At 70.2% G+C, this 15125-nt stretch carries 13 protein-coding genes; 6 read left to right on the top strand and 7 right to left on the bottom strand.

The window, feature by feature from the left end:
* Positions 1-110: 110 nt before the first annotated feature.
* The 3 genes from CEF10_RS15580 to CEF10_RS15570 all read right to left on the bottom strand — a co-directional run bounded on the left by CEF10_RS15580 (position 111) and on the right by CEF10_RS15570 (position 4023).
* A complete protein-coding gene (locus CEF10_RS15580) occupies positions 111-803 on the bottom strand; it encodes a hypothetical protein (protein ID WP_101069102.1) in 693 nt (230 codons plus the stop codon).
* Positions 804-836: 33 nt separating this feature from the next.
* On the bottom strand, positions 837-2888 hold the full coding sequence (locus CEF10_RS15575; protein ID WP_101069101.1) for a WG repeat-containing protein: 2052 nt from the start codon (positions 2886-2888) through the stop codon (positions 837-839).
* 208 nt (positions 2889-3096) lie between these two features.
* On the bottom strand, positions 3097-4023 hold the full coding sequence (locus tag CEF10_RS15570) for a LysR substrate-binding domain-containing protein (RefSeq protein WP_101069100.1): 927 nt from the start codon (positions 4021-4023) through the stop codon (positions 3097-3099).
* A gap of 160 nt (positions 4024-4183) precedes the next feature.
* Between CEF10_RS15570 and ugpB the strand changes: the two genes are divergently transcribed.
* The 5 genes from ugpB (at position 4184) to CEF10_RS15545 (ending at position 9274) form a co-directional block, all read left to right on the top strand.
* Complete coding sequence (ugpB, locus tag CEF10_RS15565) at positions 4184-5494, top strand: sn-glycerol-3-phosphate ABC transporter substrate-binding protein UgpB (protein WP_101069099.1); 1311 nt, start codon at positions 4184-4186, stop codon at positions 5492-5494.
* Positions 5495-5557: 63 nt separating this feature from the next.
* Positions 5558-6442, top strand: coding sequence for a sn-glycerol-3-phosphate ABC transporter permease UgpA (gene ugpA / locus CEF10_RS15560; RefSeq protein WP_101069098.1), 885 nt, complete (start codon positions 5558-5560; stop codon positions 6440-6442).
* Complete coding sequence (ugpE, locus tag CEF10_RS15555; protein WP_101069097.1) at positions 6442-7287, top strand: sn-glycerol-3-phosphate ABC transporter permease UgpE; 846 nt, start codon at positions 6442-6444, stop codon at positions 7285-7287. Before ugpA ends, ugpE begins: the two co-directional genes overlap by 1 nt.
* A 17-nt stretch (positions 7288-7304) precedes the next feature.
* Positions 7305-8345: a sn-glycerol-3-phosphate ABC transporter ATP-binding protein UgpC gene (gene ugpC, locus CEF10_RS15550; protein ID WP_101069096.1), complete on the top strand. Its 1041-nt coding sequence runs from the start codon at positions 7305-7307 to the stop codon at positions 8343-8345.
* A complete protein-coding gene (locus tag CEF10_RS15545; protein ID WP_101069095.1) occupies positions 8342-9274 on the top strand; it encodes a glycerophosphodiester phosphodiesterase family protein in 933 nt (310 codons plus the stop codon). Before ugpC ends, CEF10_RS15545 begins: the two co-directional genes overlap by 4 nt.
* 128 nt (positions 9275-9402) lie before the next feature.
* On the opposite strand, the gene CEF10_RS15540 is transcribed toward CEF10_RS15545, so the two are convergent.
* Both CEF10_RS15540 and CEF10_RS15535 read right to left on the bottom strand, forming a co-directional pair.
* A complete protein-coding gene (locus CEF10_RS15540; RefSeq protein WP_101069094.1) occupies positions 9403-10947 on the bottom strand; it encodes a trimethylamine methyltransferase family protein in 1545 nt (514 codons plus the stop codon).
* Complete coding sequence (locus CEF10_RS15535) at positions 10944-11594, bottom strand: TetR/AcrR family transcriptional regulator (RefSeq protein WP_101069093.1); 651 nt, start codon at positions 11592-11594, stop codon at positions 10944-10946. Before CEF10_RS15535 ends, CEF10_RS15540 begins: the two co-directional genes overlap by 4 nt.
* 146 nt (positions 11595-11740) lie before the next feature.
* Between CEF10_RS15535 and CEF10_RS15530 the strand changes: the two genes are divergently transcribed.
* A complete protein-coding gene (locus CEF10_RS15530; protein WP_101069092.1) occupies positions 11741-13408 on the top strand; it encodes an ABC transporter substrate-binding protein in 1668 nt (555 codons plus the stop codon).
* A gap of 12 nt (positions 13409-13420) precedes the next feature.
* Here CEF10_RS15530 and CEF10_RS15525 read toward each other — a convergent pair whose 3' ends face one another.
* Complete coding sequence (locus CEF10_RS15525; RefSeq protein ID WP_232796537.1) at positions 13421-14449, bottom strand: GGDEF domain-containing protein; 1029 nt, start codon at positions 14447-14449, stop codon at positions 13421-13423.
* Positions 14446-15033 (bottom strand): heme NO-binding domain-containing protein, encoded by a 588-nt coding sequence (locus CEF10_RS15520; protein ID WP_101069091.1) that lies wholly within the window; start codon positions 15031-15033, stop codon positions 14446-14448. The genes CEF10_RS15525 and CEF10_RS15520 overlap by 4 nt, the downstream gene beginning before the upstream one ends.
* Positions 15034-15125: the final 92 nt, after the last annotated feature.

Raw genomic sequence — 15125 nt, 5'->3', positions numbered from 1 at the left:
GCACCCCGGCGCCGCGGGCGGCGGCGGCGCCGGGCAGCTTTCCTGCGCGGCCGCCCCGCCGGCGATGCACAGCGCCGCCAGCGCGGCGCGACCCGCGCGCAGCGGCGTGCTCACTCCATCCCCATGTTGGTCATGTTGCCCAGGTCCATCGGCTCGGCCGGCAGCTCGAAATCGCCGGCCGGTCCGGCGTCGTCCCCGAAACCGGTGACCCTGTAGCGGTCGCCGAAGGTCAGCGGTGCCAGCCCGCGCCCGGTGAGCGTCACCATCAGCGGGTTGGGCTCGTCGCCGCTGACGGCACGGATGAACGCCATCTTTTTTTCCTGATGCGCGCGCAACGCCGCGTTCTCGGTCAGCACGGCGGTGTCTGTGTGCGCGGTGCCCTCGTTGTCGATCCAGTCGACCTCGTAGACCTCCCCCGGGATCCCGGCGACCTCGCGTCTTTCGCCGGTCGCGCGGATGTCGTCGATCGTTTCGGGGAAGACCACGCCGGTCTTCTCGTCGGCCCCGCCCTGCCCCATGCCGGCGGCCATGTCCTTCATCGCACTCAGGGAAACGACCATCGGCTGGCCGCCGGCCGTGGTGACCGAGAACACCTCGTCACCGCGCAGCAGCATGTAGGCGTCCACGCCCTCGATGTCGGTGCGCAGCGCGTCACCGCGCCAGCGTTCGGTCATCTTCATCTGGCCCATCTTACCGGCGTCGGCGGTGTAACTGAGCCGTCCCTCGGCCTTTGCGGGGCCAAGCGTGAGCGCGGCGAGCGCCGCGGCGGCGAGTGTCGGGACAATCGATGCGGGTCGGATCATGGTCAGCGTTTCCTTTCCAGTCGTTGCAAGGGGTCAGTCCGTCGCGTCGAGCGGAACATGGGCAAAGCGCAGTGTCACGCTGCCCGCGCCCTCGACCTGCGAGTGGCTGCCAAGGCGGGCCGTGACACGCCCCGAAAGCCGGCCGTCGGCACGCTCCAGCGTGCCCTGCGCGACGACGGGCTGGCCTGCGAATGTGACCGTGCCGGCCGCGTCCGGGCCGGCGGTGAAGGCGCCGGAGTGGTCCGCGGGCAGGGTCAGTTCCAGCTTGGGGCCGAATTCGCCCAGCGCCAGCGTGACGGTGCCGTCGCCTTCCCGTGCGCTCGCGGGGGTGAAGAAATTGATCAGCGGGTCGTCGGGCATGGCTTCGTCCAGCGCGGTGACCGCGCCGGTGGTCTCGATCAACTCGACCTCGGCGCCCATCCGGTAGGGGATCCGCTCGAACCGGACCTCCACCGTCACCGTCCTGTCGGGGTCCTCGAGGTTGGCCAGTTCGATCCGGCCGTGGCCCGAGGCCGACGCCGCGTCGCGTTTCTCAAGCGTGAACTCACCGCCGGTTGCCCGCGTGAACGACGGCGGGCGTGGCGCCTCGGGGCCGGCCCCGTCGGCGCGGCCCACCCAGAGGTTGGCCTGAACCGTGTCGCCCTCCTCGCCGACGGGATAAGGGCCCGGCGCGGCGCCCCGCGGCAGTTCGATGGCCAGGGACAGGCCCACTGGCTTGTCCTGCCACCGGCCCGCCCCCTGCAGCCGGACCAGCCACGGGCCCTTCGCGTTCGTCGCGGTGTTGTCGGCCATGCGGAACAGCGAGCGGTTGCAGGGATGGTCGGCGCGCGCGGGCGGGGGTGTCCCGGCCAAGTCCCCGTGAACCGACATCGTGTAGCCGCCGGCGGCCAGGCTGCCGTCCTGTTCCGTCGCGGCGAGCGGCGCCATGCCCGGCGGGCGGCGGCAGGCCCCGGAGTCGATCACGGCATTGCCGGAGGTGTCGTGCCAGAGCAGGCGCAGCCCTTCGCCGGGCAGGATCCACGGCAGCGTCCGGGCCGCGCCGCGCGCGTCGCCCGGTCCTTCGAACGCGATCGTGTCCCCCCGCGGGCAGCGGGCGCCGTCGTCGGGCTGCACGACCGGCAGCAGGCCGTCGCGGAACAGCGGCAGGCCGGCGACCGCGCAATGCCGGGCGCGGAACGCCACCTTGCCGGAGCTGTCGATCACGGCAAGGTCACTGATCATCGGGGTATCGGGGTGCACCGTGGCCAGCCCGGCCGAGAACGGGGCGGCCGCGGCGATACGTTCCTCGGTGCCGTCGGGCATCACGATCCGCTCGATCTCCCAGTCCTCGGGCCCCATGTAGCCGGTCTGCCCGTCGAAGGTGACCGGCGCGCGGTCATCGGCATAGGGGCCGGCCCTGACGAACAGGAACTTGTGCGGGAACACCGGATCTCCGGCGGTGTCGATGTAGGCGCGGCTGTCGGGGTCGATGGCGGCAGGCGCACGGCCGTCCGCGAAATCGCCGCCGTCGTGGAACCGTGGCGCGATCGCCATTTCGCCGGCAGTGTCGATCCAGCCAACGGCGGTGTCGCCGTCGCGGGCCACGCGCACCCAGGCAAGTCCCTCGGAAAACGACCCGAGGTCGCGCACGTCCCGCCCGGCCAGCGCAGGCGGGTCCCACCGCGTGCCATCGACGGTCAGGTAATGCGGCGTGCCGCCCGCCGGCGTGGCCGCGATGCAGCCCTGCGCCGCCGGCTTGTAGGGAGACAGGGCATGGGCCGTGCCGTCGACCACGACCCGGTCGGCATCGCGCGCGCCCGGCTCGACGACGTAGCGGCCGTCGTGGTCGATCACGCCCCAGCCGTCACCGGTCTGAACGGCCGCGCGGCCTTCGGAAAAGGGCCGCACCTGTTGCCAGCGCGGGGCCAGTCGCCATTCGCCGTCCTTGCCGACGAACCCCCACCGGCCTTCGTGCGGCAGGGGATGGAGTTGCGCCGTCGCGGCGGCCGCGTCGGTGCCACAGGGGCCGGCCAAGGCGCCGCCGGCCGCGCCGGCCACGGTCAGCGCCACCAGCCAGGCCACGAGATGTGTTCTTCCGTCCCTCACCCGTCACCCTCCCGAAATCCAGTCGCCGGCACGCAGCACCGGCCGGCCCGCGTTCTTCCTGAACATTCAAAGGCTTGCCGACACCACCCGTTGCCCGGGTATCTCGAGCCACCGTGCATGCTCCGGCTGTGCGGATCAAGCCCGCCGCCCGGTCGGCGGGGAATTCCGCCGGTCGCGTGCCGATCCCGACCGGGCCGGGTGCGCCCCTTCAGGCAGGATCGGCGCGTGCGTGCGACAGGCTGGCCACGAAGGCGTCGATGAACTCAAGCCCGATCATGGAAGACCGCGAAAGGCGCGAATGCAGGACGTCGAGGTTGTGATGCACCCTCGGGAAGAACGGCCGGCTCACGATGCCGGTGCGGGCGAACTCCTGCGCGTCGAGCACGCTGACGATGGACACGCCGAAGCCCTCGGCGACCAGCCGGCACGCGGCCCCGAACTGGCGCGTCTCAACCCCGGTGGCAGGCGTCACACCGCATTGCTGGAACGCGGCCTGCACCGACTGGAAGAAAGGATCGTCGGGCTTGGTGTGGATCAGCCGCTCGTGGCGCAGGTCGGCGGGCACGATCTCGTCCTGGGCGGCAAGCGGGTGGCCCGGGGGCAGGATGCAGACCGTGCGCACCGGGATGCGCCGCGCGTGCACCGCCGGGTGGCCGGGAAAGTCCGAGGTCAGGCCAACGTCACAGTTGTCGGCGATGATCCAGTCGAGGATGCGCTCGGGCCGGTCGGGTTCCAGCGTGACCTGCACCTGTGGCCGCGACCTGAGGAAATCGGCCAGCACGCCGGGCAGATGCGTCGTGGCGAACCCCGGCAGGCAGGCAATGTGCAGCTGTCCTGCGCGCTGTTCGAGGATGTCGCGGTGCAGTTGCTCGAACCCCGCCACCGTTTCGAGGACGCGGCCCGCCTCGGCCAGCAGCAAGCGTGCCTCGGGGGTCGGCTCGGCCACGCCGGCGGCACGGTTGAACAGCGTCAGCCCGGTGGCGGCCGACAGCGAATGCACCAGCCGGCTGACCGCAGGCTGTGAGATCCCCAGGAGGTCGGCCGCGCGCGTGTAGCTCCCGGTCTGGGCCACGGCCTGGAACGCCTCGAGCTGGCGCAGGCGCACCTCGGCGCCGAGGGCAGCGCGGTCGGTCATGCGCTTCGCCCCGGGCCAGCGCCATAACGCCGTGTTATAGCTGATGTCATCATAACTTCATTTGAAACATATTCGGGCCGGTGCTTCTAGTTTGTCATGGTCGCGTGACAGCCACGCGACCCGCCAAGGCTTCTCACACCGGTCCATTCGGAGAACACACATGACACTGACCCGTTCCGCGACGGCCATCGCCACGCTCATGGCGCTGGGCGCCACACCCGTGGCCGCCCAGACCGAAATCCAGTTCTGGCACGCCATGGGCGGCGCCCTCGGCGAGAAGGTCGAGGAAATCGCCACCGGCTTCAACGAATCCCAGGACGACTTCAAGGTGGTGCCGACCTACAAGGGCAACTACACCGAGAACATGACCGCCGCGATCGCCGCCTTCCGCGCCGGCGAGCAGCCCCACATCGTGCAGGTCTTCGAGGTCGGCACCGCCACCATGATGGCCGCCGAGGGTGCCGTGAAGCCGGTTCACGCGCTCATGGAAAACGCCGACATCGACTGGAACGCCGACGCCTATCTGCCGGCCGTGCGCTCCTACTACTCCACGCCCGAGGGCAAGCTGCTGTCGCTGCCGTTCAACAGCTCCACCCCGGTGCTGTGGTACAATGCCGACCTGCTGGAGCAGGCGGGCATCGACGAGGTACCGAGCACCTGGGACGAGATGTTCGCGGCCGGCGAGGCGCTGCAGGAGACCGGGCACGACTGCGCCTTCTCCTTCGGCTGGCAGTCGTGGGTGATGATCGAGAACTATCTCGCCTGGCACGACGCGCCGATCGGCACGAAGGAAAACGGCTTTGCCCGGCTCGACACCGAGCTGGTGATCGACGAATCCGAAAGCCTGACCGACCTGCTGCAGCGCATCGCCGACAGCACCGAGGACGGCACCTTCAAGTACGGCGGCCGCCGCGGCGACTCGTTGCCGCTTTTCACCTCGGGCGAATGCGCGATGTGGATGAACTCCTCGGCCTACTACGCCTCGATCAAGGACCAGGCAGAGTTCGAGTTCGGCCAGTCGATGCTGCCGCTGAACACCGACGCCGCCGACGCGCCGCAGAACTCGATCATCGGCGGCGCGACGCTGTGGGTGCTCGACGGCCATGACGACGGCGATTACCAGGGCGTGGCCGAGTTCTTCGACTACATGTCGCAGCCCGAGGTTCAGGCCGACTGGCACCAGTCCACCGGCTACGTGCCCATCACCACGGCCGCCTACGAGCTGAGCCAGGAGCAGGGCTTCTACGAGGAGGAGCCGGGCACCGACACCGCGATCAAGCAGCTGTCGCTGAACGAGCCGACGGCGAACTCCTCCGGCCTGCGCTTCGGCAACTTCGTCCAGATCCGCGACATCATCAACGAGGAGCTGGAAGACCTCTGGGCCGGCAACCAGAGCGCCGCCGAGGCGCTGGAGAACGCGGCCGATCGCGGCAACGACCTGCTGCGCGAGTTCGAAGACTCCAATTCCTGAGCCGACAGGCCAGTCACGGGGCGGGCCGGCGCGGCCCGCCCCTTCGAGTCCCGGAGGCCGCCCGTGCGCACCAAGAAAGTCACCTTCCGCCACCGCTGGCTGCCCTACCTGCTGGTCGCCCCCCAGATCGCGATCACGCTGGTTTTCTTCATCTGGCCGGCCAGCCAGGCACTTTACCAGTCGGTGCTGCGGCAGGATGCCTTCGGGCTGAAGACCGAATTCGTCGGGCTGGCCAATTTCGCCAAGCTGTTCAACGACCCGCTCTACCTGGAAAGCTTCGTCACCACCGTCGTCTACAGCGCGATGGTCGCGGGGCTGTCGATGGGCGTGGCCTTGGTTCTGGCGGTGATGGCCGACCGCGTGGTCCGGCAGGCGACGACCTATCGCACGCTGCTGATCTGGCCCTATGCCGTGGCGCCCGCGGTGGCGGGCGTTCTGTGGTGGTTCCTGTTCAATCCCACCATCGGCATCGCCGCCTACGCGCTCGACGCGGTGGGCTACGACTGGAACCACTACCAGGACGGCGGCGACGCGATGACGCTGATCGTGATCGCCGCGGCCTGGCGGCAGGTCAGCTACAACTTCCTGTTCTTCCTCGCCGGGCTGCAGGCGATCCCGCGCTCGCTGACCGAGGCGGCGGCGATCGACGGCGCCGGCCCCGTGAAGCGGTTCTGGACGATCCAGCTGCCGCTGCTGTCGCCGACGGCCTTCTTCCTGGTGGTCGTCAACGTCGTCTACGCATTCTTCGAAACCTTCGGGATCGTGCACGCCACCACCTCGGGCGGGCCGGGCAACGACACCGTGATCCTTGTCTACAAGGTCTGGCGCGACGCCTTCGAGGGGCTCAACCTCGGGTCCTCGGCGGCGCAGTCGGTGGTCTTGATGGTGATCGTGATCGCGCTGACGGCGATCCAGTTCCGTTACCTCGAGAACCGGGTGGAATACTGATGGTCGAACGCCGCCCCCTCCTGCTGGTCGTGCAGCACGCCGTGCTGATCCTGGGCGCGGCTGTGTTCGTGTTCCCGATCTACCTGGCCTTCGTCGCCTCGACCCACACCGCGCGCGAGGTCAACAGCGGCCTGCCGCTGCTGCCGGGTGACCAGATGTGGACGAACTATGCCACCGTGCTGGGCGACGGTCTGTCGACCGCCGGTGCGCCGCCCATCGGACTGATGCTGATGAACTCGACGATCATGGCGCTGGCGATCACGCTGGGCAAGCTGGCGATCTCGCTGCTGTCGTCCTTCGCCATCGTCTATTTCCGCTTCCCGTTCCGGGTCCTGGCGTTCTGGACGATCTTCATCACGCTGATGCTGCCCGTCGAGGTGCGCATCCTGCCCACCTACGAGGTCGTGGCGCAGCTGGGGATGCTCAACAGCTACGCCGGGCTGTCGATCCCGCTGATCGCCTCGGCCACCGCCACCTTCCTGTTCCGCCAGTTCTTCATGACCGTCCCCGACGAGCTGACCGAGGCCGCGCGCATCGACGGCGCGGGGCCGCTGAAGTTCTTCCGCGACATCCTCGTGCCGCTGTCGCGGACCAACATCGCCGCGCTTTTCGTGATCCTGTTCATTTACGGCTGGAACCAGTATCTCTGGCCGCTGCTCGTGACCACCGACGAAAGCTACTACACCGTCGTGATGGGCATCCAGCGCATGGCCAACGCGGGCGAGGAGACGCCGCAATGGCACCTCATCATGTCCACCGCGATCCTCGCGCTGCTGCCGCCGGTGGTCGTGATCCTCGCGATGCAGCGGCTGTTCGTGCGCGGCCTCGTCGAAGTCGAGAAGTAACGAAAGGAACCCCCCAGATGTCCGACATCCGGCTCAGCGAGGTGCGCAAGGTCTATCCCGGCGCGGCCGAGGCCACGATCCCGGGCCTGTCGCTCGATATCGGCGCGGGCGAGCTGTGCGTGCTGGTGGGCCCCTCGGGCTGCGGCAAGTCCACACTGCTGCGCATGGTGGCAGGCCTCGAGGAGGTGACGGGCGGCGAGATCACCATCGACGGGCGGCGCGTCAACGACCTCGAGCCCGCGCGGCGGGATATCTCGATGGTGTTCCAGAACTACGCGCTCTACCCGCACATGAGCGTGTTCAAGAACATGGCCTACGGGCTGAAGAACCGCGGCATGCCGACCGCGGAGATCGCGGAAAAGGTCGCGGTGGCCGCGGACATGCTGGGGCTGACCGAGTTCCTCGACCGCAAGCCGCGCCAGTTGTCGGGCGGCCAGCGCCAACGGGTGGCGATGGGCCGGGCGATCGTGCGCGACCCGGCGGCGTTCCTGTTCGACGAGCCGCTGTCGAACCTCGACGCCAAGCTGCGGGTCAAGACGCGGGTCGAGATCCGCGACCTTCAGCAGCGGCTTGGAACGACCTCGATCTACGTCACCCACGACCAGCAGGAGGCGATGACCCTGGCCGACAGGCTGGTGGTGATGAACGCCGGCCGGATCGAACAGATCGGCCCGCCGATGGAAGTCTACGCGCAGCCCGCCTCGCTGTTCGTGGCGGGCTTCATCGGCTCGCCGCCGATGAACATGCTCTCGCCCGGCGCCGGCGCCGCCCTGGCCGAGGCGGCCGGGCTGCATCACGCGGCCGGGCGCGCCATCGTCGGCGTGCGCCCCGAGGCACTGCACCCCGAGCCGGGCGGTCCGCTGGCGGTCAGCGTCCGCGTGGTCGAACGGCTGGGCGCGACGGCCAACGTGCACGGCCTGCTGGACGACGGCGAGACCGAGGTGATCGCCAGCCTTGCCGGCACCGAGCTGCCCGGACCGGGCGACACGCTGCGCCTGGGCGTGGACCCCGCGGAGCTGCACCTGTTCAGCCGTACCGACGGCCAGCGCCTGACGTGAGCGGCACATCCCTTGCGCCCCGGGTCCCGCTGGTGATCGGGCACCGCGGTTCGCGCGGCACGCGGCCCGAGAACACGCTCGCGGCGGTGGACGACGCGCTGACCGCCGACGCCGATCTGGTGGAAATCGACGTGCAGGTGACCGCCGACGGCGTCCCCGCCGTCGTGCATGACCCGGTGTTGTCGGGCGACCTGGCGCGCGCACCCGGCGGCGCCCGGGTGGCCGGGGACGCACCCCGCGTCGCCGATCTGGCATGGGCGGAGCTCGCACGCTTCGACATCGGCGCCGCCCGGCCCGGCTCGGCCGTCGCGCGCGCCTTTCCCGGCCAGACCCCCTGCCCCGGCGCACGCGTGCCGCGGCTGGCCGAGGTGGTTGACCGGGTGGCGGGAAGCAACGCCGGCCTGCTCGTCGAGATCAAGAGCGACCCCGAGCGCCCCGGCCCATGCACGCCACCCGCGAAACTGGCCGCGGCCGTGCTTGGAGAGGTCCCGGAGCAGCCGGCCGCGCCCGATGTGATCTACCAGTCGTTCGACTGGCGCGTTCTGCGCGAAATCCTGCGGCTCCGGCCCGGTGCCCGCCTGTCGGCGCTGACCGCCGAGGCACCGGGCGCCGAGGCCGCCCGCACGGTCTATGCCGGTTCGCCCTGGCTCGCGGGGCTGGGGCGCGCGACCGGCGCAGGCGAGCTGCTGGACGGGGCGGCGGCGCTGGGCTGCTCGATCTGGGCGCCGTTCTGGGGCGACCTGACCCGCTCGCGCGTGGCCGCCGCAAGGGCGCGCGGCTTCGCCGTCTTCGCCTGGACGATCAACGAAATCGCCACCGCCCGGCGCCTGGCCGGCTGGGGGATCGACGGGATCATCACCGACTACCCCGCCGCGCTGGCCAACGCGTTGCGCCAGGAAACCGCACCAGGCCCCACGCCCCGTGCGTGAGCTTTCGCCAGCGCGTCGTTCCCTCAGCTTGCCGGCTGACCCGGGTTGCCGGCCGACGCATGACCACGCACCGAATTGCCGCACAGCTTCAGAAGGTGCAGCGCGGGCTGCGCGCCCTCCAGATTGGTTCAGCGGCTGATGTCTGCGCCGCCCTCCTCGGTGCGCCGGGCGATGAAGGCGTCGATCGCTTCCTGCCGCGCGGGGTCGAGCGGCGGCGGCGTGTGGCCGGCGACCGCCTCACGGTAGATACGGGCAGCGCGCGTGGCGGTGTCCACCGCCCCGCCCTCGACCCAGGATTCGTAGTTGCGCCAGTCCGACAGGAGCGGCGAATAGAACGCGCTCTCGAACCGCTCGAGCGTGTGCTGCGTGCCGAAGAAATGCCCGCCGTGGCCGACCTCGGCGATGGTGTCCACGCCCAGCGTGGCCTCGCTGACCTCCACCGGCTTGAACAGCTCTGCGAACATGCGCAGCATCTCTATGTCGATCACGAACTTCTCGGCCGAGGCCGTCAGACCGCCTTCCAGCCATCCCGCGCCGTGCAGCAGGATGTTGGTCCCGCCCATCAGTGCGCCCCACAGCGACATCTGCATCTCGTAGGCGGCCTGCGCGTCCGGTGCGTTCGAGGTCGTCACCCCCGACGACCGCAGCGGCACGCCGTAGCGCCGCGCCAGCTGGCCGGAGGCGAAGGCCGCCTTGACGTATTCCGGCGTGCCGAAGGCGGGCGCGCCGGTCTTCATGTCCACGTTCGAGGTGAAGCTGCCGTAGCACACCGGCGCCCCGGGCCGCGCGAGCTGCGCCAGTGCCAGCCCCGCCAGCGCCTCGGCGTTCTGCTGCACAAGCGCACCGGCCAGCGTCACGGGCGCCATGGCCCCCGCCAGCGTGAACGGGGTCAGGATCATCATCTGTCCCGCGCGGGCGGCGTCGATGATGCCGCGGCACATCAGGTCATCAAGTTGCAGTGGCGAATTGGAGTTCGCCACGGCATAGCAGACGGGCGTGTCGCGGAACGCGTCCTCGGTCATGCCGTGCGCCAGCCGTATGATCTCGAAGGCGTCGGCGACCGCCTCGCCGCCGCGGAAGAACACGAAGGGCACCTTGTCGGTCAGCGTGACCACCGCGCGCGTCATGGCGTAATGGCGCAGGTTTGGGGGCACGTCCTGAGGCTCGATGAAGGGGCCGATCATGTGGATCACGTCATAGCCCTGCGCGACGCGGCAAAGGTCCTCCAGTGCCGCCAGCGTGCCGGGCCGCCGCCCACCGGCGAGGTCCGAGAAATTCGGCGTGCCGCCGGTGGTGCATACGCCCACGTCGCGCCCGCCCACGCGCACCGCGCGGTCGGGGCCGCGCCCGTGCAGCGTGACATGCGACGGGGCCCCGGCCACCAGTTCGGCCACCAGGTCGGGGTCGAAGCGGATCACGTCGTCGCCGGCCCCGCGCGCCATGCCCGCCGCCAGCAGCATCTCGCGCGCCTCGGCGTTGAGAACCCGGACACCGGTATCCGACAGCACGCGCATCGAGGCGTCGTGGATCGCCTCGATCTCGTCCTCGCGGAACTGTTCGACCGGCGGATAGGGGTTGTGCCAGTGCCGCCAGGCGGCGTCGAAACGCGCGGTCGCCGCGTCGCGGCGCTTGGCCGCCCGCCCGCGCCGGCGCGATGTGGTCCGTGTGGTCATGGGTCACGCTCCGCTGCCCCGTGGATGTCGAGAAAGGCCTGCGCCGCGGCCGGGTCGATCTCGCGGCCGGTGAAGGCGCGGAAATAGGCGCCCAGGTAGCCCGAGCGCTCGGCCAGCGGTTCGCGCGCGCCGATGTCCAGCGCGTAGTAGCTGACCTGCGTGAAATAGAGCACGCGGGCACGGATGAACGCCTCGGTCGGCGCGAACCCGTGCCGGCCGAAGAAATCGGCGATGGCCGCGACCCTTGCGTCGTCCTCGGACGCGACCGTGGCACGCAGGCCCGCGTCGTGCCGCGCCCAGTCGCGGATCGCCTGGTCCAGCCGCGGGTCGAACCGCGTGTGGTCGACCCAGACGGCAAACAGCGCGAGGATCCCGTCCTCCAGCGTCCCGGTGTCCGCCACCGCCTCCAGCATCACCCCGGTGTTGAGCGCGCGCCATTCCGCGACGAGCGCCTCGAGCAGCGCCTCGCGGTTCGCGAAATGCCAGTAGAAACTGCCGCGCGTCACGCCCAGCCGCCGGGCCAGCGCGGTGATCTGCACCGCCTCGATCCCCGATTCGGCCAGCACTGCCAGCGCCGCGCCGATCCAGTCGGCCATGCCCAGGCGCGCGGGGCGGTCCGCCTGTTCCGGTGTGGACATGAGGGTCATTGCGCGAACTCCATACAGGGTTGCATTGATCCGTACACCCCTGTTCGTTCCCGGTCAACCCGGGCGGCACCCGCTTGCCGCGCGGCGGGTCGTGAACTACCCTGTCGGTCGGAGGTCGTTCGAGCGACCCAGTCGGAGAAAGCGGCATGACCCGCGACACGATCAACGGCAGACCCCTGCACGACGCGGTGCCGATGTTCGCGCGCGACTGCCTGGACGGGCGGATGGATCGGCGCGAGTTCCTCGCGCGCGCCACGACCCTCGGCGCCAGCGCCGCGGCCGCCTACGGGCTCCTGGGGCTGGCCCCGCCGGCCGCGCACGCGGCCACCCCCGCGCAGGGCGGCACGCTGCGCATCCAGCAGGACGTGCGCGCACTCGGCGATCCGCGCACCTTCGACTGGAGCCCGCAGGGCAACCTGTGCCGCGGCTTTCTGGAATACCTGGTGCAGTACACCCGCGACAGCACCTTCGAGGCCATGTTGCTGGAAAGCTGGGAGGTCAACGCGGACGCCACCGAATACACGCTGCATGTCCGACCCGGCGTGACCTGGAGCAACGGCCAACCCTTCACCGCCCGCGACGTGGCGCGCAACATCCGCCGCTGGTGCGACAGCACGGTCGAGGCCAATTCGATGGCCGGACGTTTCGCCACGCTCATCGACCCGGACAGCGGCCGCGCGGCCGAGGGCGTGATCGAGGTGACGGGCGAGCTGACGGTGCGGCTGCACCTGCCAAAGCCCGACATCACGCTGATCGCGGGCATGGCGGACTACCCCGCGGCGGTCGTCGACGAAACCTACGACGGCGGCGACCCGTTCGCGCACGGCGTGGGCACGGGCGCCTACCGGCCGGTGGAACTGGTCGTCGGCGAGCGGTGCGTGCTGGAGCGGGACCCGGACCGCGACTGGTGGGGCACACCCGTCCTTGGTGGCCCCTATCTCGACCGGGTCGAGTTCATCGACACCGGCACCGACCCGGCCTCGGCGGTGGAAGCGGCGCGCGCCGACCGGATCGACATGACCTATGAATCCACCGGCAACTTCGTGCCCGTGTTCGACGATGTCGGCTGGCAGAAGAGCGAGGCCTTCACCGCCAACACCATCGTCATCCGCGGCAACCAGCACGCCGAGGTGGACGGGATGAAGCCCTACGCCGACGTGCGCGTGCGCCGCGCGCTGGCGCTGGCGGTGGACAACGCGATCTGCCTCGAGCTGGGCTACGCCGACCTCGGCCGCGTGGCCGAGAACCATCACGTCTGCCCGATCCACCCCGAGTATGCCGACATCGGCCCGCCAGAGTACGATCCGGCCAGGGCGCGCGCTCTGCTGGACGAGGCCGGCATGGCCGACTTCGAGCACGAGCTGGTGTCGATCGACGACGAGTGGCGCAACAACACCGCCGACGCCGTCGCGGCGCTTCTGTCGGACGCCGGGATCAGGGTGCGCCGCCGGCGCCTGCCGGGGCGGACGTTCTGGCGCGACTGGATGCGTTTCCCGTTCAGTTCGACCAACTGGAACATGCGCCCGCTGGGCGTGCAGGTCCTGGCGCTGGCCTACCGCTCGGGCGGGGCATGGAACGAAACCGGCTTCTCGAACGCCGCGTTCGACGCGACCCTGGCCGAGGCGATGTCGATCGCGGACGCGGACGACCGGCGCGCGCAGATGCGGCGGCTCGAGCAGATCCTGCGCGACGAGGGCGTGATCATCCAGCCCTACTGGCGGTCGGTGTACCGCCACGCCCGCCCCGGGCTGGTCAACGCCGAAATGCACCCGACCTTCGAGATCCACCTGCACCGGATCGGGTTTTCCGGCTGACGGCGCCCAGCCTCACCGCGGCGCGGCCGGTGGCGTCGTTCCCTCAACGAAAAGCCGGTGCCGGCCCCGACCCGCGCCCTTGGCGGCGTAAAGCGCCATGTCGGCGGCGTGCATCACCGCCTCGGGGTCCGGCGAGACGAGGTCGATCGAGCGCGCGATACCGATGCTCGCCGAGATCCGGCAGTCCTGCCCGTCGAAGCGCACCGGCCGCTCCAGTTCCGCGATCAGCCTGTCGGCCATCCCCGACAGGCGGTCGGTGTCCGTCAGCCCGTCGAGGATCAGGACGAATTCGTCGCCGCCCGCGCGCACGACGGTATCGCAGGCGCGGGTTTCGTCCACCATGACCCGCGCGGCCCGCTGCAGCACGTGGTCGCCCGCGGCGTGGCCGAGCCGGTCGTTGACGGCCTTGAAGAAATCGAGGTCGAGCTGCATCAGCGCGAACGGCGTTCCGGCCGCCGCCAGCCGGCGCAGTACGTGATCCATCGCGCGGCGGTTCTTGACCCCGGTCAGCGTGTCGGTGAATGCCTGCTCCTCGGCGGCGATCATGGCGCCCTGGAGCCGCAGGTTCAGGCGGCGCGACGCGTCCATCGCGGCCGACTTCGCCTCGACGAGATAAAGCATCTCGACGGTCAGGTCGGTTGCGGCGAAATCGGCGCTGGTCAGCGCGAAATCGCGCACCGCGTCCACCACCGAGATGCCGAAGGACAGGTTGATCACCGCGCCGCCCGGCGGCCCCAGCGACGCGTCGTCGGGCAACGGCACCAGCAGCCCCTTGAGCGCGGTGTGCGGCCGCGCGCGCAGGCGCAGGTGCAGCTTGGTGCCTGCCGCGTCGCGCAGCGAGGCCATGGTGCCCGCGATCCGCGGCCGCCGCAGCTCGAAAACCTCGAGGAAGCGCTGGCCGGCCAGTTGCCCGCCCGGGCGCACCTTGTCCAGCGTCGGGCCGGCATGCCGGATGTGACCCGTGGAGTCGATCAGCGCGTGCATCGGGCAAAGCGCGTCGAGGACGCGCCCGCCGGCGGGGGTGAAACCGGCCCGTTTCATCCCGTCCGCGCGCCCAGGTGGAACGCGCGCCCCTTGGCAAAGGCCTGTTCCAGAAGCCGCACCTCGACGACCTCGGTGCCCTCGCGCCCGCCCTTGTGGTCGAGCAGCACCAGCGCGCCGTAGTCGTCGGCGATTGCCCGCAGCAGCCCGACGATGACGCGCCCGAACCCCGGCCACCCGTGTTCGCTGATGACGCTGTAATGGTTGGCGGCATGCTCGCGCAACTCGATCCGCGGCAGGTCGAGGTCGGGCACCGCGAGCCGCGCGCGTTCCGGCAGGTCGTCGAGCGAATGCAGGAACTCGACGAAATCATCACCGCCGAAGCGCAGCAGGCGGCGCAGCGATTCCAGCCCGGGATGGGACACCAGGAAGGTGCCGATATCCTCGAGGATCTGCGCGCGCGGCTTGTCGAGTTGGGCCTGCGCGGCATCGAGCAGACGAAAGGTGTCCGCCGCGTCGTAGACGAGCATGCATTCGAAGCCGGCCTCGGGTGTCCCGGCCGCCCGGGCGATGTCCTGCCAGCACGCGTCGCCGTAGGTTTCGCGCAGGAAACGCTCGATCGCCTTGTTGATCAGGCCATGCATACCGCCCCTCGTCTCCGAACCCGGCCGCAAGGATGAAGCGAAAGGCCTTAAGATCCGCTCAACATGTTCAATTTTCGACAAGATGCCCGGCC

Source organism: Roseovarius salinarum, from assembly GCF_002834145.1.
GTDB lineage: Bacteria > Pseudomonadota > Alphaproteobacteria > Rhodobacterales > Rhodobacteraceae > Roseovarius > Roseovarius salinarum.
This window is presented reverse-complemented; position numbering and strand designations above follow the sequence as displayed.

Coding starts and splice junctions, on each gene's coding strand:
- ugpC (WP_101069096.1), top strand. CDS start 7,305: ATGTCCGACATCCGGCTCAGCGAGGTGCGCAAGGTCTATCCCGGCGCG.
- CEF10_RS15580 (WP_101069102.1), bottom strand. CDS start 803: ATGATCCGACCCGCATCGATTGTCCCGACACTCGCCGCCGCGGCGCTC.
- CEF10_RS15535 (WP_101069093.1), bottom strand. CDS start 11,594: ATGACCCTCATGTCCACACCGGAACAGGCGGACCGCCCCGCGCGCCTG.
- CEF10_RS15520 (WP_101069091.1), bottom strand. CDS start 15,033: ATGCATGGCCTGATCAACAAGGCGATCGAGCGTTTCCTGCGCGAAACC.
- CEF10_RS15540 (WP_101069094.1), bottom strand. CDS start 10,947: ATGACCACACGGACCACATCGCGCCGGCGCGGGCGGGCGGCCAAGCGC.
- ugpE (WP_101069097.1), top strand. CDS start 6,442: ATGGTCGAACGCCGCCCCCTCCTGCTGGTCGTGCAGCACGCCGTGCTG.
- CEF10_RS15530 (WP_101069092.1), top strand. CDS start 11,741: ATGACCCGCGACACGATCAACGGCAGACCCCTGCACGACGCGGTGCCG.
- CEF10_RS15525 (WP_232796537.1), bottom strand. CDS start 14,449: ATGAAACGGGCCGGTTTCACCCCCGCCGGCGGGCGCGTCCTCGACGCG.
- ugpB (WP_101069099.1), top strand. CDS start 4,184: ATGACACTGACCCGTTCCGCGACGGCCATCGCCACGCTCATGGCGCTG.
- CEF10_RS15570 (WP_101069100.1), bottom strand. CDS start 4,023: ATGACCGACCGCGCTGCCCTCGGCGCCGAGGTGCGCCTGCGCCAGCTC.